The sequence below is a fragment of the Flavobacterium undicola genome (genome assembly GCF_009909155.2).
GTDB lineage: Bacteria > Bacteroidota > Bacteroidia > Flavobacteriales > Flavobacteriaceae > Flavobacterium > Flavobacterium undicola.
Genome location: NZ_JAAAPM020000004.1, coordinates 112310 through 130524, shown reverse-complemented (window position 1 = coordinate 130524; position 18215 = coordinate 112310). Strand labels below are relative to the sequence as shown.

Annotated in this window: 21 protein-coding genes and 1 tRNA gene; 10 read left to right on the top strand and 12 right to left on the bottom strand. The window is 31.6% G+C overall.

Going from position 1 to position 18215, the window contains the following annotated elements:
- Positions 1-102: 102 nt before the first annotated feature.
- The 11 genes from GTZ96_RS03915 to deoC form a co-directional block, all read right to left on the bottom strand.
- On the bottom strand, positions 103-645 hold the full coding sequence (locus GTZ96_RS03915; protein WP_161641282.1) for a DUF420 domain-containing protein: 543 nt from the start codon (positions 643-645) through the stop codon (positions 103-105).
- A gap of 3 nt (positions 646-648) precedes the next feature.
- Positions 649-1335, bottom strand: coding sequence for an SCO family protein (locus tag GTZ96_RS03910; RefSeq protein ID WP_161641281.1), 687 nt, complete (start codon positions 1333-1335; stop codon positions 649-651).
- 12 nt (positions 1336-1347) lie between these two features.
- Complete coding sequence (locus GTZ96_RS03905) at positions 1348-1989, bottom strand: hypothetical protein (protein ID WP_161641280.1); 642 nt, start codon at positions 1987-1989, stop codon at positions 1348-1350.
- A 76-nt stretch (positions 1990-2065) separates the two neighbouring features.
- Positions 2066-2416: a cytochrome C oxidase subunit IV family protein gene (locus tag GTZ96_RS03900; protein ID WP_161641279.1), complete on the bottom strand. Its 351-nt coding sequence runs from the start codon at positions 2414-2416 to the stop codon at positions 2066-2068.
- 19 nt (positions 2417-2435) lie between these two features.
- A complete protein-coding gene (locus GTZ96_RS03895) occupies positions 2436-3410 on the bottom strand; it encodes a cytochrome c oxidase subunit 3 (protein ID WP_161641278.1) in 975 nt (324 codons plus the stop codon).
- Positions 3411-3452: 42 nt separating this feature from the next.
- Complete coding sequence (locus GTZ96_RS03890) at positions 3453-4040, bottom strand: cytochrome c oxidase subunit 3 (RefSeq protein ID WP_161641277.1); 588 nt, start codon at positions 4038-4040, stop codon at positions 3453-3455.
- Between the two features lie 2 nt (positions 4041-4042).
- Positions 4043-4957 carry a heme o synthase gene (cyoE, locus tag GTZ96_RS03885; protein ID WP_161641276.1) on the bottom strand — a complete coding sequence of 305 codons (915 nt, stop codon included), beginning with the start codon at positions 4955-4957 and terminating at the stop codon, positions 4043-4045.
- A gap of 197 nt (positions 4958-5154) precedes the next feature.
- Positions 5155-5451 (bottom strand): type II toxin-antitoxin system RelE/ParE family toxin, encoded by a 297-nt coding sequence (locus tag GTZ96_RS03880; RefSeq protein WP_161641275.1) that lies wholly within the window; start codon positions 5449-5451, stop codon positions 5155-5157.
- Positions 5452-5455: 4 nt separating this feature from the next.
- Entirely contained in the window at positions 5456-5674 is a 219-nt protein-coding gene (locus GTZ96_RS03875; protein ID WP_161641274.1) for a hypothetical protein, read from the bottom strand.
- Between the two features lie 102 nt (positions 5675-5776).
- Positions 5777-7927 (bottom strand): capsule assembly Wzi family protein, encoded by a 2151-nt coding sequence (locus GTZ96_RS03870; protein WP_235972840.1) that lies wholly within the window; start codon positions 7925-7927, stop codon positions 5777-5779.
- Entirely contained in the window at positions 7917-8660 is a 744-nt protein-coding gene (gene deoC / locus GTZ96_RS03865) for a deoxyribose-phosphate aldolase (protein ID WP_161641273.1), read from the bottom strand. The genes GTZ96_RS03870 and deoC overlap by 11 nt, the downstream gene beginning before the upstream one ends.
- A 222-nt stretch (positions 8661-8882) precedes the next feature.
- On the opposite strand from deoC, the gene GTZ96_RS03860 reads away from it, so the two are divergent.
- The 4 genes from GTZ96_RS03860 (at position 8883) to GTZ96_RS03845 (ending at position 10842) form a co-directional block, all read left to right on the top strand.
- The gene (locus GTZ96_RS03860) at positions 8883-9227 is read left to right on the top strand and encodes a type II toxin-antitoxin system RelE/ParE family toxin (RefSeq protein ID WP_161641272.1); all 345 of its coding nucleotides are present in this window, start codon (positions 8883-8885) and stop codon (positions 9225-9227) included.
- Positions 9203-9517 (top strand): helix-turn-helix domain-containing protein, encoded by a 315-nt coding sequence (locus GTZ96_RS03855; protein WP_161641271.1) that lies wholly within the window; start codon positions 9203-9205, stop codon positions 9515-9517. Before GTZ96_RS03860 ends, GTZ96_RS03855 begins: the two co-directional genes overlap by 25 nt.
- Before the next feature lie 30 nt (positions 9518-9547).
- Positions 9548-9940, top strand: coding sequence for a hypothetical protein (locus tag GTZ96_RS03850; protein ID WP_161641270.1), 393 nt, complete (start codon positions 9548-9550; stop codon positions 9938-9940).
- Positions 9941-10092: 152 nt separating this feature from the next.
- Complete coding sequence (locus GTZ96_RS03845; RefSeq protein WP_161641269.1) at positions 10093-10842, top strand: hypothetical protein; 750 nt, start codon at positions 10093-10095, stop codon at positions 10840-10842.
- 402 nt (positions 10843-11244) lie between these two features.
- On the opposite strand, the gene GTZ96_RS03840 is transcribed toward GTZ96_RS03845, so the two are convergent.
- Positions 11245-11326, bottom strand: a tRNA-Leu gene (locus tag GTZ96_RS03840).
- Between the two features lie 112 nt (positions 11327-11438).
- On the opposite strand from GTZ96_RS03840, the gene GTZ96_RS03835 reads away from it, so the two are divergent.
- From GTZ96_RS03835 to lepB, 6 genes are all read left to right on the top strand, one after another.
- On the top strand, positions 11439-12827 hold the full coding sequence (locus tag GTZ96_RS03835) for a dipeptidase (protein ID WP_161641268.1): 1389 nt from the start codon (positions 11439-11441) through the stop codon (positions 12825-12827).
- 148 nt (positions 12828-12975) lie between these two features.
- On the top strand, positions 12976-13395 hold the full coding sequence (locus GTZ96_RS03830) for a toxin-antitoxin system YwqK family antitoxin (protein WP_161641267.1): 420 nt from the start codon (positions 12976-12978) through the stop codon (positions 13393-13395).
- Between the two features lie 18 nt (positions 13396-13413).
- Positions 13414-13785: a BlaI/MecI/CopY family transcriptional regulator gene (locus GTZ96_RS03825; protein ID WP_161641266.1), complete on the top strand. Its 372-nt coding sequence runs from the start codon at positions 13414-13416 to the stop codon at positions 13783-13785.
- Complete coding sequence (locus GTZ96_RS03820; protein ID WP_161641265.1) at positions 13782-15260, top strand: M56 family metallopeptidase; 1479 nt, start codon at positions 13782-13784, stop codon at positions 15258-15260. Before GTZ96_RS03825 ends, GTZ96_RS03820 begins: the two co-directional genes overlap by 4 nt.
- A gap of 203 nt (positions 15261-15463) precedes the next feature.
- Positions 15464-16522 (top strand): helix-turn-helix domain-containing protein, encoded by a 1059-nt coding sequence (locus GTZ96_RS03815; RefSeq protein ID WP_161641264.1) that lies wholly within the window; start codon positions 15464-15466, stop codon positions 16520-16522.
- A gap of 94 nt (positions 16523-16616) precedes the next feature.
- Positions 16617-18209 (top strand): signal peptidase I, encoded by a 1593-nt coding sequence (lepB, locus tag GTZ96_RS03810; RefSeq protein ID WP_161641263.1) that lies wholly within the window; start codon positions 16617-16619, stop codon positions 18207-18209.
- Positions 18210-18215: the final 6 nt, after the last annotated feature.

Sequence of the window (18215 nt, the reverse complement as noted above, 5' to 3'; positions counted from 1 at the left end):
GTCGTAAGAGAAAAAAACATAGAAAATAGAAAACAGAAAATAGAAAATAGAATTTTCACTTTACCATTTTCACTTCTAACTTCTAACTTATGACTTCTGACTTTAGTAAACATAATAAGGAGAAATCATTAAATACACAATAACACCTGTAACTGCAACGTACAGCCAAATAGGAAAAGTAATTTTGGCAATCTTTTTATGCTTATCAAATACTTGTGCCAATGCACGAACATAAGTGATTAAAACTAGCGGAATAATAACAACCGAAAGAATAATATGAGTTATCAATATAAAGTAATACACATATTTTATAATTCCTTCTCCACCAAATTTTGTAGAATCGGAAGTCATGTGATAGGCTACATACATCGCTAAAAAGGCAACAGAGCAAGCTATAGCCGTTTTCATTAAGTTTTCATGTAATTGTCTATTTCCTTTTTTTATAGCCAATACAGCCAAAACCAACACAATTGCAGTAATTCCATTTATAGTAGCATAAATAGGAGGTAAAAATGAAAGTGGTTGTACATCATAACCCAATTTTCTCAAATTAACTCCAAAAAGGATTGCAACCACTAACGGAATTGCAACTGACAACAGCACAATCCACTTATTATATTTTGTTTCTAAACTTTGCTCTTTCATAACTTATTCTGCTAATAAAATACTGATATCTTGTTGAATATCTCTAACTCCTGATTTTTCTAATCCATCATAATACAAAATTGGATTTCCAAAATCATCTTTTCTACAACGGATATTACCATTTTTATCGATCAAAGCAAACATCCCTGAATGTTCAAATCCGCCATTTACCTTGCTGTTTTCTCCTGCATAAAGATTAAACCCTTTGTTAGCCAAATCAAATATTGTTTGCCTGTCGCCGGTTAAAAAATTCCAATTAGAAGACTTAACACCTATCAGCTTAGCATGAGATTTCAAAACCTCAGGAGTATCATGTTTAGGATCAATTGTAATAGAAACAATTCCGAAATTAGGATTCCCAAAGAATTTTTTTTCGAGAACCAACATACTTTGATTCATTTTTGGACAAATAGAAGGACAGGTAGTAAAGAAAAATTCCAGAACATAAACTTTCCCTTTATAACTTGCATTACTTATCTTTTGATTGTCTTGATTTGTTAATTCGAATTTTGGCGCTGGACCAATTTTTATCAAATTTTCTTCTGAATTACTGCCAGACGACACTTTATCTAAACGATCGGCCTTAACAACATCTCCATTTTGAATACGTGAAATAATCTTTGGAACTGCATAAATTCCGAAAATTAAAACAATAAACGAAATCCCGATATATGATTTATTTTTCAACATAAAATGGTGTGTTTATAATTGTTTGGTAGCATTGTGATTCTTTTTAAGAGCAGCGCGGTACTCATAAAGAATAACCTTAAAATCATCTAACATCTCATTACTCAACTCAGAAAGGTGAAAACTATCATAGCCTTCTTTATATTCTTTTTGATCTTTTCTTCCTCTCAAATTTCTTTCCTTGTCTACTATAAAAACATTAGAAGTTCCGGCATTAGCATCTAATGGCTTGACTAATTTCAATTGTTTATAATAAGATTGAATTTCTTCAGGAGTTGTGAAAACAAAATGCCATTGAGAAACATCTGTAAAGTCATCAAAAGCATCCATAATATTTTTTATATCCTTTTCAGTTCCTAATGGACAAATCATCACAAACTGCAAATCATTAAAGGTATGGTATCGCTTATAGATCTTTTCATTTAAATTAAAAAGATTCCCTCTGTTCTTTAAAATCTCAGTTCCTGAAAAACCAAGGATAGTAATTTTATTATCTAAACTAACCTTTTCTCCCTTTAAAGATTCCCATTTTCCTAAATCAGCAACTTTAGGAGTAATAACGGGAAGTTTAGTAAAACTATTAACACCTGAAGCAAAGAAAAGATAAGCTACAATAGGCAAAACGAAGAGTATAAAAAGAACTATATTTTTTTTCATTATCGAAAATTAATTTTAAAATGCAAAAATAAAAAAAGGCACGCAATGCGTGCCCTTTTTTTGAATTAATATAGTGTTAAAAATTCCATTTAATGGTTGAATCTTTAAAAACCCCATAAATATAATGCCCTTCAGTCAACAGAATGAAAAGTAAGTATAAGACAAGAAAAATAACTGGTAAAACTACAGCCCATCTAAGGCTTGATTCCTCCCCTTCCATGTGCATAAAAGCCCATACAATGAAATATGCCTTAAAAATAGTAAGTGCATAAAAAATCCAGTTTAACAAACTTAAGCCAAGAAAATAACTAAGATGTAAAGCATCAGGCTTATAAATACCTAAAAAAACCTCTATAATTGTAACTACTGATAAAATCCCAAATACTTTCCAGATTCTAGCTGTGTTTGATACATATTCGTGTGACATAATAAATAAACTTTAAAAATTAAACTAGATAGAAAACTGTGAATACAAATACCCATACTAAATCGACAAAGTGCCAGTATAGTCCAACTTTCTCCACCATTTCATAACTTTTTCTTTTCTCATAAGTTCCAAGCAATACATTAAAGAATATAATGATATTGATAATTACTCCAGAGAAAACGTGGAATCCGTGGAAACCAGTAATAAAGAAGAAGAAATCAGCAAATAATTTACTTCCATACTCATTTCTCTCTAAGTTTGCTCCTTCAACTACTAAAGCAGCTTGACCTAATCTTAGTTCAGATTCAGCTCTGGAAAGAATTGTTTTCTTTTTATCTTTTATAACTTCAGTTCTAATCAACAAATCAGGATGTGCTTTGAAACCAGCTTGTACTTCAGCTACTGAATAAGTTGGCTGAGTAGACTCTTCCATAAACCAAGATCCATGACTCCTGGACAACTGAGTTCTTTCTTCATGTAAAGTTGCTGCAAAATCAGCAAGCGCTACTTGTTTTCCATCTTTACCAACAAACTGAAGAATACTTCCTCCTTTTGTTTCGATAGCTCCATACTCACCATTGATAAAGTTTTTCCACTCCCAAGCTTGAGAGCCAACGAAAATTAAACCTCCAATAATAGTTAAAAACATGTAAACAACAACTTTGTTCTTTTTCAATTGATGACCCGCATCAACAGCCAAAACCATTGTTACAGATGAAAAAATCAAAATAAAAGTCATAAATGCTACATAGTACATAGGTGCCGCAACCCCATGCATAAAAGGGAAGTGAGTAAACACTTCATCAGGCAAAGGCCATGTTTCAATAAATTTAAATCTAGAAAAACCGTAAGCTGCTAAAAATCCAGAGAACGTTAAGGCATCAGATACGATAAAAAACCACATCATCATTTTACCATAACTTGCTCCCATTGGCTCATTGCCGCCTCCCCAAGTTTTTTCTTCACTATTTGCAGTAGTAACTGTCGCTTCCATAAAAGTTATTCGTTAAAAAGTTCCCAAATTTACGTTTTTTTCTTATTTAAAGAAATATAAAAATACAAATAAATAAACCCATAGAAAATCTAGAAAGTGCCAATACATTGCACCTAGTTCTATTCCAAGAGTTTGACTCGAATTGTACTTTTGTTTAAAATGATTATAAATTATAATTAAAAGTGAAATTAAGCCTCCGGCCAAGTGCAATAAGTGCATTAAAGTAACAATATACAAGAAAGTTGTTGTAATTGAACTCTCTGCACCTGTAAAATAATAACCACTTTCTACAATTTGACCAAAACCTACAAACTGTAAAATCACAAACAAAACACCCAAAGCCAAGGTTGTCAAAAGCAAGCTAGTTGTCAGGCTTTTATTGTCTTTTTGAATTGCTTTTTTTGCCAGGTGAAAAGTCACACTGCATCCAATTATCACAATTGTACTAATATAAAAAGCCGTTGGCAATTGAAAATCTTTCAACCAATCCACTCTTGACTTACTTACCACAAAAGCACTTGTTAACCCTGCAAACATCATAGTCATACTAACCATAGCAAACAACAATATCAACTTGTATGATCTTGCCGTTCTTGCTTTATGTTCATCTACTGTCATTGTAACTCCCATAACTATCTTAAAAATTTATCAATTATATAAACCAATTGTAACAATGAAATATAAGAAACACTTACTAACATTAAAGTTCTGGCCGCTTTTGCCGTTTTAATCTTATACAGCTGAACCGCATAATAAAGCATCCAAAGCCCCAATAAAAAAACAACACCTGCTGCTATTGGAGAAATAAATAACTTACCTGTGTATCCAATTGATGGCAACAGCGAAGCAACAATCAACCAAACAGTATATAAAATAATCTGCAATGCTGTCCCTTTATCTTTCTTACCGGTAGGTAACATGAAAAAACCTGCCTTTTCATAATCTTCATACAAAAACCAACCAATAGCCCAAAAATGAGGAAACTGCCAGAAAAACTGAATTAAAAACAAAGTTCCTGCCTCTATTCCAAAATCGCCAGTAGCAGCAACCCAGCCCAACATAAAAGGAATAGCACCTGGAAAAGCCCCCACAAAAACAGACAAAGAGGTAAGTGTTTTAAGCGGTGTATACACACTGGTGTATAAAAATATTGAAATTGCCCCAAACATCGCTGTTTTAGGATTAATCATATACAATAATGAAAGACCAATTAAGGTAAGTAAACTAGCCACTACCAACGCCATATTTGAAGACATTCTTCCTGAAGGAACCGGGCGATTTTTAGTTCGATCCATCAAAGCATCTAAATCCTTCTCAATTACCTGATTATAGGCATTTGAAGCTCCTACCATGCAATAACCACCTACACAAAGCATCAATAAAACCGACCATTGAAAAGGCTGCCCATCATTAAAACCTAAAAGATATCCCGCAATAGACGAAAACAACACACTAATAGCCAATCCAGCTTTGGTGATTTCTTTAAAATCGGTAAAAATCGCTTTAAGGGAAAATGTATTTGTAGTTGTGCTCAATGCCGTTTTCATTAGGTTTTTGTAAAACTGCTGCAAAAGTAACTCATCGAAAGGGATTTGGCAAAAAACAAATCATAAAATATTGTTGAAGAAAAATTTAAGCTTTTTCAGAGTAAGATCTTGAAAATTTATTTATCTAAATATGCTGTAAAAACCACGTTTTATCTTCTAACGAGCCACTAGTAAAAATAACAAATGAAGATGTTATATTATTTCTTTAGCGGTTTTTTATTTGGATTTTTCCAAGTATTAAAAACAGCATAAACAATTACTTTAGCCCCTTCTATTTCGTAGATAATTAAATACGGAAAATCTTTAATAAAAGCTTCTCTATAAGGTTTTCGCCTGATTTGATAATGTTCAGGATACTGCTGTACTCTTTCTAAATAGATTTCCAAAGTATCTAAAAAACGATCCCCTAAACCTATTTTCCGCTCTTCATAATAAAGATAGGCTTCTTTAATATCAAGAACTGCTTCTTCTTTAATTTCTAGCGTATATTTCACAAAACTATGATTTAAGAATCTGCTGTTTCGCTTCTTCCCATGAAAAAGATTTACTTTCACCTCTTAAATGGGCTTCTCTTCTCGAATCTATAATTTTATAATCCTCTTCTGTTAATCGAGCTTGATCTTCTTCTAAAATAGCTTTTACTTTCTTTAACACAGTCGCTTTTTTAGTACTTAAAAGCATTTCTATCAGCTCCATTTTTGTCAACTGTAAATTCATAACAATCTGTCTTTTATTACTTCAAAGATACAATTTTTGCATCAAAACTAATTAGAGCAACTTCTTGAAAATTTATTTAGTTAATCCATTATACCTTATTTATCAATAATCAAAATACCAATTAAAAACATCCGATCGTACACCTATAGAAAACCAATTGGCACTTTCTTTAAATACTGTGGATGTATTTTGCATTGGATTAAAATCTCTATAAATATAACTGGCAAAAAGTTTTAAATTAGTTGATGGATTTATCAAATAACCTCCTTGAATATCAGCCATGAAAAAACTGGTCTTATTTCCCTGTCCTACTTTCACACCGCTATTCGAAGCTCTCTTTAAATCATAATCCTTATAAATATTACTACCATAATTCAAATCATTGGCAGTTGTATCAAAATCAAAACCTCTTGTAGCAGTTGTTAATTTCACATCGGCAAAAAACCGATCTTTGTGATAGCGGGCAATAGCAACAAACTCACCAAAATTACTACCCCACTGATGACCAATACCTTGATTATTATGTCCATAATTAGTAATTGGCTCAGAATGCGAATACACATAAGGTCGTACTCGGTTGTATTCCAGTTGCAATAATAAATTGGACACATTAAAAGCATTGTAATATTTCGCACCTAATTGGTATCCGTATTTATTTCTCCAACTATTATCTCCTTCTTTAATATCTCCCAATGAAAATTCATCTAACAGAAACTGCCCGTAAAAGTTAATTTGGCTATCCCATTTGTATTTAAAAGTCAATCCCAAAAGCGCATTTCCTGATCTCGAAGAAGAGCCAAACTCTACCGAACGATAAAAAATAATTGGATTTACAAAACTCGCATCAAAACCTCTGTCATTCTTATTCGTCCACACTACCGATTCGAAGAAACCTAAATTCAATCGATTAGAAACATTCCAACTCAGGTAATGATTTGCCATGAACTTAGTTGCATAGGTTTTATCTACAGTAACATCAGTACGCACATCCTTTAACCACATATAAGTATTGGTATATTTTATTTTCCAAAACTTGGTATTCAGCTTAAAATAAGGATACGGACTAGCGCCATCACTTTCTAACAAAGAGCGATAACCATCACCTATAAAGTTTCTTCCATAACCCAATTGTAAATCCAAAAATTTACTTGGAGTAAAAGTCAAATTGGCTTCCGCCAAAGGAAAATCATAGCCATCGGTTTTAAAGTCTTTAGAAATACCTATTCCCGGAATAATCGCCGGATTCCCTCCGGAAGGTTTTAACGACTCGGCATAACGATTGTAATAATCCGCAAAACGTCCTTGACTTTCAAAAATCGTGGTCGTAAAATTCAATTGTTTTCCTAAACCACCTCTAAAATTAATCGCACGAGTATTGACATAAGTATAAGACGCAGCAGTACGAGAAGCCTTACCCACTTGCAAATCCAAAACAGGATTTAAAGTAAACCAATAATCTTCCCCTCGTATTTCTACCGTATTTTCATTCCATAATTTTCTCGTCCACCAGCCGGAAGTTTTCTTTTTTAACTTCTCATTTTCTTGTTTAAAGTTGTAATATTTACCAACCTCAGCATAAGAATAGGGTTTTGAAGCTGTATGATTATTACTTCCTACCTGATTTAAAGAAGCATCAAATTGCGCATAATAACTATGCGAAAAAGGAATATTCAAATGACTTTCAAACTCCGGATTATTGTATTTTTTATATACTATATTATCTAATTCAGTCAATTGCTGGGTAGTATTTCTAAGAATATCGGCTTTTGCCAAATTCTCTGCTGCTAATGTAGCCGGGCTTTTTAACGGAATAGCTATCGTAATATTATATCTCGAATATTCCGCTTTTCCATTATAAGTGGAAGGAATGATTTTTGGAAATTTTGTAAAAACACGCTTGGTTTCCTGAATTAATTTTTCATCAACCGCATTCACATAAATCACTTTAAAAACGCCATTCGCATCAACTTCAAAAAGCACTTTGACATTTCCGTTGAAATTATTCTGTACCAAATTTTCCGGAACCACAAAATTTTGAAAAACAAACTCCTGCACTTCATTATAAAAACAACTTTCTAATGCTGCTGCTTCTAAATTTTTACAAGCTGAAAAAACAGGAAATCGTTGCGAATTCAGCACTACATCAGAATTCAAATCCTGAGTTTGAGAATAACCCAACGTCATAAAAAAGAACAAAAATAAAATTGGCACTATTTTTTTCATATCGTTTATAACCCTTCTTTTAATACTCATTTTTATTGTTTTCTCCATTTACAATTGCTTTTGCTGCCGATGTCCCAATGCGTTTAACACCTAATTTAATCATCTCCACTGCATCTTCATACGTTCGTACTCCACCAGCTGCTTTTACTGAAAGTGGCGATGCGTTTTCGATCATCATAATTACCGAAGGAATGGTGGCTCCGTTAGGCTCATTATTGCTGGTTTGATAAAAACCCGTGGAAGACTTTACAAAAACAGCAGCATAATCCGATTCTTTAAAATTAGCCATGACAACATTTTTTATCAAAGCCGACAACTGAATTATTTGTTTATCACCCAAAGCGGCAACTTCAATAATCCATTTAATTATTTTATTGTTATCCAATGCTAATTGAGTTCCTCTTAGAATTTCTTCTTTTACCAAATCTACATTACCATTTTTAAAAGCTTCATAATTGCATACAAAATCCAATTCGTCAGCACCATCAGCAATCGCCTGAATGGCTTCGCGTAACTTTTCTTCAATACTGGATTGCCCTTGGGGAAAATCGATTACAGTTCCTATTTGGAGATTGGATTCCGATTCTGTAATCATTTTCTTGGCTATAGCAACCATTTCAGGGCGAATCATGATGAGTTTAAAACGCTCTTCAATAGCTTCTCTGATAAAAGTCTCTACGACAAGCTGATTTTGGTTTTCGTCTAGTACCGCCTGCGAAGCCGTTTTTAAATAAGTTGAATCTATAAAGGGTCTAATATCCATGTATTGCTTTCAGCATTTGTAGTTGAAAGACAAAAATACATTTAATTTTTTATTAATACCGTATCCCTTTTTCAGGACTGGACAAAGACTCAAACGTCAATTTATTTATGTAGCTTTATAATAACTAAGCAAAGACCAAACCCATAAACAGAAATATTAAAAAAAGAAACAAAATAAAAAAAACAGTAACTAATTCGTTACATTTGTAGAAGACTCATAACAATGAGGACAATATTCAAAACACCGGAATTTATAGATTTTTTAAACAATTCAGAAACCAATGTAACGGATAAAATAGATTACCTAGTAGAAATAATAACAACACAAGCCGTAATTAATACCAAAATAGCAAAAAAATTAATCAACACCGATTTCTATGAAATGCGAGTACAGGTCAATAACGAATATCGAATTATTGTTTTTACAATAGACCACGACAACATAACCCAAAGTAGAAATATTTTGTTATTAAATGGATTTATAAAAAAATCTACAAAAGATTATCACAAACAAATAAAATCAGCAATCAAAATTTTAGAAAAATGGCAAGACCAAAACTTGATTTAGAAAGAATAAAAAGAGAGTTGCCTACAGCCAATGACTATTTAGACGAAAAATATGGCAAGCAAGGCACAGCCGAAAGAGAGGAGTTTACAAAAAAAACATTGTCTTTTTATTATGGCGAATTGATAAAAGAGAAACGCAAAGAAAAAAATTTAACACAACAACAATTAGCCGACCAAATAGGCAAAGAACGCGCCTATATTGCTAAAATAGAACAAGGTAAAACTGATTTACAAATTTCAAATTTTGTCCAAATAATCAATGCATTAGGATTATCCATCCAAATTGCATAATGAAATCTATATTTAATACAGAACAGAATAATGGACAGACAACAGTATTTATACTTAATCACAGATACATATTTCGAAACAAAAAATCCAGTTGCTAGCGAACCCGCAGAACCTATGTTTGATTTGCAAATGGAATTATTTCGAAAAATACTAATTCGAAAACAAAAAGTAGCAGAACGAGAAGATTTTATCACAAAAGACGAATTTTTTTTACAATGTGAATTAGCATTAGACCACATAAAAGAATATGTGAATACGCAAATATATTCTGAAATAACTCGATTACATACAGAAAGAGAATCAATAAGAAAGTTTTGGTTTGATGAAAATGGCATTATTCGAGATATTCCTAAATCGGTTGTAGAAGACAGTATGTTAATAGCTCAAAATATGATTGATGATTTTGACAAAACAACTTTTTAGTTGATTTATCGGGGTTATATAGTATTATCAAAGGGAAACTATGTTATTACGAAATTGAATTTCTTGAAGAAATAATTAAAAGCATAGATATTGATATTGACCAACTCCAAAAACTTGAACCAAAAAAGACCAAGATTAAGAAAAGTAACCTATTGACTTTTTTCGAAAGTGGTGAGAAATTAAGTGATTTTGAGATAAGACATACAATTTATGAATTAAGCAAAAATTCAGATTTAAATTTATTAGTGGAGCTTAATAGAAAACATAACGATTATTGTCAAGATATACTTATCAAACAATCAAAAGTTAAAATAGATATACTGAATGATATTGAGACTACATTTGATAGAATTCCTGATGAATATAAAGCCCACAGTTTACTACTATTTGATTTTCATCTACAAAGCAATAAGTTAACTAAATTCGAGTATTCAGTCACTATTCGCACTCTTGAACAAAAAGATTACGAATATGTGCTTTTTAAAACAAATAACATTCATGAGATATTTCATAAAATATTTTTGAATTTAATTTCTGAAGAAAAAGAGCCCGAACCGTTCGATTTGCTCGACACCTCAACAGTTAAAAAAAACACAATAATCATAAAAGAAAAATACGGCGAAATGTTTTCGAATAATGGTTTTGATTTGTTTGAACATATCTTAAATGAATTCGTAAAGCAAAAAAACACAACAGGACGTTATGAAGATTTAAGTTATTATTACAGATGTTTATTTGAAGACAAATTCATACACCAAAAACCCGCACCATTTAGGCTTTGGTTCATTAAGGAATACGAGGAGGATTTTTCTAAAATAAAAACCAAAACACAAACCACAAACTCACAAAGAAAAAAAGACTATTCAACTGCTTTAGAATGGTTTAAACTACAAAATAAATAGCGTACCGTAAACAGTACAATTTCGTACTTCAAACGAAACAAGAGTATTAAAAGCTTTGCACTCTAATCAATTATTAATTATTATGATTGCAACAGTTCGATTTATCCAGGACACGTCCGAACAGCTACAAAACAAAATTACCACATCGGTAAAAAAAAGACTAAAAAGAAAAAACAAACGTTTTAAAAAAGATCAAGAAACAGCAAAAATCATCAAAGTGATTTTGTATCTATATCATTTGGCTCAACAATTGGAGCCAAACTTACTACATCATTATCATCAAGAAATTTCAGGGTTCTTATATTTTGCAAAAAACACATTTATAAAATGGCTTATTTAAAAAATAAATCCCGAAAAACAAAAAACCCAAAATACTAAAAATTAGTATTTTGGGTTTTAAAGTGCGGATAATAGGACTCGAACCTACACGCCTTGCGGCACCAGATCCTAAGTCTGGCATGTCTACCAATTTCACCATATCCGCTCAATTGTGGGTGCAAATATAATGATAAGTTCCAATATTCAAAGTAAAAAATTAAAAAAAATTATAATTCTGTTTTTTGTATTTTTGAAAGTATCAAAACCCAGCACAATCAATGGAAAACATTACAAATTACATCCAACAAAACAAAGAGCGTTTTATCAACGAATTAATTGAACTATTAAAAATTCCATCTGTAAGTGCTGACTCTGCTTATTCCCAAGATGTAATTGACACCTCCGAAGCCGTAAAACGAAGTCTGGAGAAAGCCGGCTGTGATAATGTCGAAATATGTGAAACCGACGGCTACCCTATTGTTTATGCCGAAAAAATAATCGATCCTAATTTACCAACGGTTTTAGTTTATGGTCATTACGACGTACAACCGCCCGACCCTATGGAACTTTGGACCTCTCCTCCATTTGAACCCGTAATCAAAAAAACCGACATTCATCCTGAAGGCGCTATTTTTGCCCGTGGGGCTTGTGATGACAAAGGCCAAATGTACATGCACGTCAAAGCATTCGAATACATGATCCAGAGCAAAACCCTGCCTTGCAACGTAAAATTCATGATTGAAGGCGAAGAAGAAGTAGGCAGCGTTAACTTAAAAAGCTTTGTCGAAAACAATAAAGAAAAACTAAAAAACGATGTCATTTTAATTTCAGACACCGGAATGATTTCAAATCAACAGCCCTCTATAACCACAGGATTACGCGGTTTGAGTTATGTTGAAGTCGAAATCACAGGACCTAACAGGGATTTACATTCGGGATTGTACGGTGGAGCTGTAGCCAATCCCATTAATATTCTAAGCAAAATGATTGCTTCACTTCACGACGAAAACAATCGCATTACTATCCCGGGATTTTATGATAAGGTCGAAGAATTATCGCTGAAAGAAAGAGCCGAAATGGCAAAAGCGCCTTTCGATATCGAAGAGTACAAAAAAGCACTCGATTTAAAGGATGTCTATGGCGAAGAAGGCTATGTTACCAATGAAAGAAACGCCATTCGTCCTACGCTGGATGTCAACGGAATTTGGGGCGGCTACACCGGTCAAGGTGCCAAAACCGTGATTCCGTCTAAGGCTTTCGCCAAAATTTCGATGCGACTGGTTCCGAATCAAGACTGGGAAGAAATCACCGAATTATTCACGAAACATTTTATCGCTATTGCTCCCAAAGCGGTTACGGTAAAAGTAACTCCGCATCACGGCGGTCAGGGATATGTAACCCCTATTGACAGCATTGGTTATAAAGCCGCTAATATGGCCTACACCGAAACCTTTGGAATTCCTGCCATTCCGGTGCGTTCAGGCGGAAGTATTCCCATTGTAGCCTTATTCGAAAAAGAACTAAAAAGTAAAACCATTCTGATGGGATTTGGACTAGACAGCGACGCCATTCATTCTCCCAACGAACATTTTGGAATTTTCAATTATTTAAAAGGAATCGAAACCATTCCGTTGTTTTATAAATATTTTGTGGAGCTTTCAAAATAGATTTTGCCACAAAGGCACTAAGTCACAAAGAAAAAATATTTTTAATCCGTTCATTCTAAACTGAGTGAACGGATTTTTTTTGTAAAAAATTTGGATATTCAATTTATTACTCTACATTTGTAGAGTAAACTTTTACTATGTAGAGCAAATGAAGAAAATCTTTATCCTTTTAGTTGCAATTATTAGCTTGAATTCTTGTAAAACAAAAACAACGAATCATACTATAAATAAAAAAAGACAAGGATTATGGATTGAAAATTACTCAATAGATAGCGCGCACTATAAATCCATTGGAACCTATAAAAATGATGATCCAATAAAAAAATGGAAATACTATCTAAACGGTAAACTGATTAAAAAAGAGCTTTATCATAAAAACTTTTGTAAGCTTAAATTGTTCCATGAAAACAGAAAACTAGAATCCAAAGGAAATACACAACTTGACCAAAACACGAAAAAACTACATTGGTACTATTCTGGAATCTGGAAATATTATGACTTCAAAGGTAAGCTAACAATAACTCGTAACTATAACAAAGGAAAAGTAGTCTCAGAAGAAATAAAATAATTTTAATAAAACATCAATATGCAACTATCCAATTCAGAAGAACAATTAATGGAACACCTTTGGAAACTAGAGAAAGCCTTCATGAAAGACTTGCTCGAAGCTTTTCCAGAACCAAAACCTAAAACGACTACGGTTGCCACTTTATTAAAACGCATGATTGATAAAAAATTCGTCGCTTATACTGAATATGGTAACTCAAGAGAATATTATCCATTGGTCAAAAAATCAGATTATTTCTCGAAACATGTCAACGGATTGATTAGTAATTTTTTTAATAATTCGGCTTCGCAATTTGCATCATTTTTCACCAAAGAAACTAATTTGTCCGAAACGGAATTAGAAGAATTAAAAAAAATCATCGATGTAGAACTTCAAAAAAAGAAAAAATGACCGACTTTCTAATCAAATCCAGTCTTAGTTTAGGTGTTCTTTTGATCGCCTATTTTTTGTTTTTGGAAAAAGAAAAAATGCATCAGTTCAATAGGTTTTACTTATTGTTTAGCTTGCTGTTTTCATTCACCATTCCTTTTATAACTATCGAAATAATTCAGGAAATTCCCCATCAGGAAACTACTCCTAGTGTTATTCCAATGGAAAAAATAACTAGTATGCCTATCATTGAAGATCCTACTAATTATTGGCTGATAGCCGCTTGGAGTCTGTATGGAGTAATTACTTTGGCACTATTACTTCGGTTCGTTTTAAACATTTGGAAATTGAACACTAGAACAAAAACGAATCCAACCATTAATTACAAAAATGCAAAGCTGGTTTTAGTAAAAGAAAAAACACTTCCTTATACCTTCTTAAATCATATTTTCATCAATGAATCGGATTATCATGATCGAAAAATTGAAGACGAATTATACACCCACGAGTTAATTCATGTAAATCAAAAACATACTTTAGATATTTTATTTATCGAAATATTAAAAGTAATTTTTTGGTTCAATCCCCTATTTATTTTCTATAAAAAAGCAATCCAACTCAACCACGAATTCCTTGCTGACGAGAAAGTCGTGAAATCGCATAAAAATGTTCCGTTTTACCAAAATTTACTTTTATCTAAAGCAAACGCGAACCCAACCTATTACCTGGCCAGTAATTTAAATTATTCAGTAACCAAAAAAAGATTAATTATGATGACAAAAACCGCATCCGCATCAAGAGCATTCTTAAAAAAGGGAATTCTAATTCCATTATTGACAACACTTGTACTTTCTGTATGTACCAAAGTAGTAGCACAAGAAACCCCACAAAAAGATGGAAAGAATATTTACGTGAATGGAGAAGCATATTACAAGAAAACTACTTTCGAAATTAAAGATGAAAAAGGAAAAGTAGTTGCAAAGAAAAAATATTCCGATTTAACCGCGAAACAAAAAAAACTTGCTCCACCATTAGTTATTCGTAATAACAATGACAAACCCTTATCTGAAAAAGAAATTATAGAAAAAACAGAAAAAGAGGAACCTAAAACATTCATCATTGATGAATTTGACCCAAAAAATGTTAAAACAAAAAACCAAGATCCTAGTGCAATCTACAGTACAGCCGGATTAACAGAAAATCCAGAATATCCGGGAGGCATGGAGGCTTTCTATAAATTTGTAGGCGAAAATTTCATAACACCTAAAACACCTGAAGAGGTAAAGTTAACAGGAAAAGTTTACTTAACATTTATTATTGAGGCAGATGGGACTTTATCTAATTATAAAATACTTCGAGACAACTTTGGTCATGGAGCAGGAGATGAAGCAGTACGGGTTTTAAAATTATCTCCTAAATGGAATCCTGGAACTATAAATGGAGAAGCTGTTCGAACACTATACAGCTTACCTATTTCTATAAAATCTAAAACGTAAAATCTAAAATCTGTTCAGTAATGAACGGATTTTTTATTGCATTTTTTATTGCATTTTTTATTGCATTTTTTATTGCATTTTTTATTGCATTTTTTTTGCTTAAAAGAAAGAAGATTACATATTCAAAACACAAACAATAATTTTCATTCTATATAAATAAAAATAAATTGTAATATACCTAAGATTTTAGTTTATTTGCGAGCATGAATATTGAATCAGAATTTTTTAATCGTTTTGAATTATTAATCAGTAGTATAGGTGTTATTTTAGGATTTTTATTTAGCATACAACTACTACTTGTAAAAAAAGATAAAGGTTTAAAAGCAAATCTTTTTTTATCTCTATATTTTTTAGTATTAAGCCTTCGTGCTACAAAAGCAATATTTCATAATTATTATGAAATGACTGATTCTTTTTTAGCCTTTTTTTTATGCTTGTTTTTATTAATTGGTCCTTATACTTGGTTTTATGTTAAACATCGCTATTATAATAATACTTCCATAAAAAAAATAGAATATTACTTGCATTTTACTCCTTTTTGTTTAATAACTATTTATAGTGTATTTGTCCCAAATAATAATTTTACCTACACAAGTATTTTTTACTTGGGTCTATTTTTACATGGTTTAATTTATTGTTTTTATAGTTTATACTGGCTTATAAATACCCAAAGTGATACGATTGTTTTAGAAAGGCAAGAAACAATTAAAAAGTGGTTGCTTTTTTTTATACTATCAACCATTTTAGTATTTATTAATGCTATACTCATCTTTTTTGATATAGTGCCTTTTTACCCAAGTAGTACGTTCTTATTTTCATTTATAAATATTTTCATGGCTGTTTTAGGTTACAAAAATTTGTGGCTGTTTGAAATGCAAAAAGAAAAATATTCCAATTCAACATTAAATACAAAAATTGCAAGAGAATATTCACACCAACTTAATCAATTTATGGAAAAAGATAAATTGTATTTAGACCCAGAATTAACTTTAGTGAAATTAGCAGAAAAAATGAATATTTCATCGAAGCAGCTATCTCAAATTATTAATCAAATTGAACATACAAACTACTCTCAATATATTGCAAGGTATCGCGTTGAAGAAGCGAAAAAATATTTAGAAAACCCCGATTATAATAATTATAAAATTTCAGCTATTGCTTATGAAAGTGGTTTTAATAGTATATCTTCTTTTAATACAACTTTCAAGAATATCACAAAGACTACAGCAATTGACTATCGAGAATTATTTATGAAAAAATAAAAATCATATATGATTTTGTTTGCCAGATTCATGAATTTGGTAATTATTAGCAATAATTTAAACGAATTTTGTCCAAAACTTTTAAATTATTCAAATGTCTAAGCTTTTAATATTATTCATCATTATCCAACTTATTCATTTTTTTTGCACTTTTAAATTATATGTAAAAGCTGGCAGAAAATCTTGGGAAGCATTAATTCCAATTTATAATTCTGTTATATTAATGCAAATCATTAATAGACCTAAATGGTGGGTATTTTTATTTTTTATTCCTGTTATAAATTTAATAATGTTTGCCGTAGTTTGGGTTGAAACTATTCGAAGTTTTGGCAAAAACAGTATATATCACACATTATTAGCAATCTTTACTTTCGGATTTTACATCGCTTATTTAAACTATACTTCTGATAAATTAGAACACAACACCAATCGAAACTTAAAACCAAAGTCAGGAGTAGAAGAAACAGTTAGTTCGCTATTGTTTGCCGTTGTTGTTGCAACTATTATTCATACGTATTTTATTCAGCCTTTCACAATTCCAACTTCATCATTAGAAAAGTCATTATTGGTTGGAGATTATTTATTTGTAAGTAAATTTCATTATGGAGCACGAATTCCAATGACTACAGTTGCGTTACCGATGGTGCATGATACAATTCCTTTACTGAAAAAGAAATCGTATTTATTTGATGATGACATTTCAAAAAAAGAATCTTCATTAAAGAATCTTTTTCAATTGCCCTATATGCGATTACCAGGTATTCAAAAAATAGAACGCAATGATATTGTAGTTTTTAATCAACCGGCCGATACTCTTTTGGATATGAATAATTTTAATCCTGATAGAAATTATTATAAACCTATAGACAAAAAAACAAATTTAGTAAAACGCTGTGTTGGAATTTCAGGAGATACTTTAGAAATCAAAAATGGTTATGTATTTATCAATGGACAACCATCAAAAATGCCTGATAGAGCAAAATTACAATTCTCCTATACTATTAAATTTAAAACCCAATTTTCTAGTTATGAACAAGTTTCCAATCTATTAAAATCATATGACATAACAGACGGAATAGCTTATGACCCTAAATCTGGAGATTATTTTGTTCAAGCAACAAAGGAAGCCGCCAGTAAGGCAAAAAACAATCCTTATATAGAAAACCTAGAATTGAGAAAAGACAAAAATGGATTCAGAAATTTAAAAACATTCCCTCACAATATCAACTACAACTGGAATGCTGATTATTACGGGCCTATTTATATTCCTGAAAAAGGAAAGACAATTGCAATCAATGTAGATATTCTACCTCTTTATAAACGATTAATTACAGAATATGAAGGTCATAAATTACGTATCAAAGGAAATCAAATTTTCATTGACGGTAATCTTACCACCACTTATACTTTTAAACAAGATTATTACTGGATGATGGGCGACAATAGAGACAATTCAATCGATGCAAGATTTTGGGGATTTGTTCCTTTTGATCATGTGGTTGGTAAGCCTATATTTATTTGGTTAAGTTGGAATAATGATGGTAAAGGAATTCATAAAATTAGATGGAACAGAATGTTTACGACCGTCGGAGGAAATGGAGAACCAATCTCCTATTTTATTTATTTTATTATAGCTGTAATTATTTTTATAGGTTATGATAAATATCGAAAAAAGCAAAAGATATAGCGTACG

Coding starts and splice junctions, on each gene's coding strand:
- GTZ96_RS03915 (WP_161641282.1), bottom strand. CDS start 645: ATGAAAGAGCAAAGTTTAGAAACAAAATATAATAAGTGGATTGTGCTG.
- GTZ96_RS03910 (WP_161641281.1), bottom strand. CDS start 1,335: ATGTTGAAAAATAAATCATATATCGGGATTTCGTTTATTGTTTTAATT.
- GTZ96_RS03905 (WP_161641280.1), bottom strand. CDS start 1,989: ATGAAAAAAAATATAGTTCTTTTTATACTCTTCGTTTTGCCTATTGTA.
- GTZ96_RS03900 (WP_161641279.1), bottom strand. CDS start 2,416: ATGTCACACGAATATGTATCAAACACAGCTAGAATCTGGAAAGTATTT.
- GTZ96_RS03895 (WP_161641278.1), bottom strand. CDS start 3,410: ATGGAAGCGACAGTTACTACTGCAAATAGTGAAGAAAAAACTTGGGGA.
- GTZ96_RS03890 (WP_161641277.1), bottom strand. CDS start 4,040: ATGGGAGTTACAATGACAGTAGATGAACATAAAGCAAGAACGGCAAGA.
- cyoE (WP_161641276.1), bottom strand. CDS start 4,957: ATGAAAACGGCATTGAGCACAACTACAAATACATTTTCCCTTAAAGCG.
- GTZ96_RS03875 (WP_161641274.1), bottom strand. CDS start 5,674: ATGAATTTACAGTTGACAAAAATGGAGCTGATAGAAATGCTTTTAAGT.
- GTZ96_RS03870 (WP_235972840.1), bottom strand. CDS start 7,927: ATGAGTATTAAAAGAAGGGTTATAAACGATATGAAAAAAATAGTGCCA.
- deoC (WP_161641273.1), bottom strand. CDS start 8,660: ATGGATATTAGACCCTTTATAGATTCAACTTATTTAAAAACGGCTTCG.
- GTZ96_RS03860 (WP_161641272.1), top strand. CDS start 8,883: ATGAGGACAATATTCAAAACACCGGAATTTATAGATTTTTTAAACAAT.
- GTZ96_RS03855 (WP_161641271.1), top strand. CDS start 9,203: ATGGCAAGACCAAAACTTGATTTAGAAAGAATAAAAAGAGAGTTGCCT.
- GTZ96_RS03850 (WP_161641270.1), top strand. CDS start 9,548: ATGGACAGACAACAGTATTTATACTTAATCACAGATACATATTTCGAA.
- GTZ96_RS03835 (WP_161641268.1), top strand. CDS start 11,439: ATGGAAAACATTACAAATTACATCCAACAAAACAAAGAGCGTTTTATC.
- GTZ96_RS03830 (WP_161641267.1), top strand. CDS start 12,976: ATGAAGAAAATCTTTATCCTTTTAGTTGCAATTATTAGCTTGAATTCT.
- GTZ96_RS03825 (WP_161641266.1), top strand. CDS start 13,414: ATGCAACTATCCAATTCAGAAGAACAATTAATGGAACACCTTTGGAAA.
- GTZ96_RS03820 (WP_161641265.1), top strand. CDS start 13,782: ATGACCGACTTTCTAATCAAATCCAGTCTTAGTTTAGGTGTTCTTTTG.
- GTZ96_RS03815 (WP_161641264.1), top strand. CDS start 15,464: ATGAATATTGAATCAGAATTTTTTAATCGTTTTGAATTATTAATCAGT.
- lepB (WP_161641263.1), top strand. CDS start 16,617: ATGTCTAAGCTTTTAATATTATTCATCATTATCCAACTTATTCATTTT.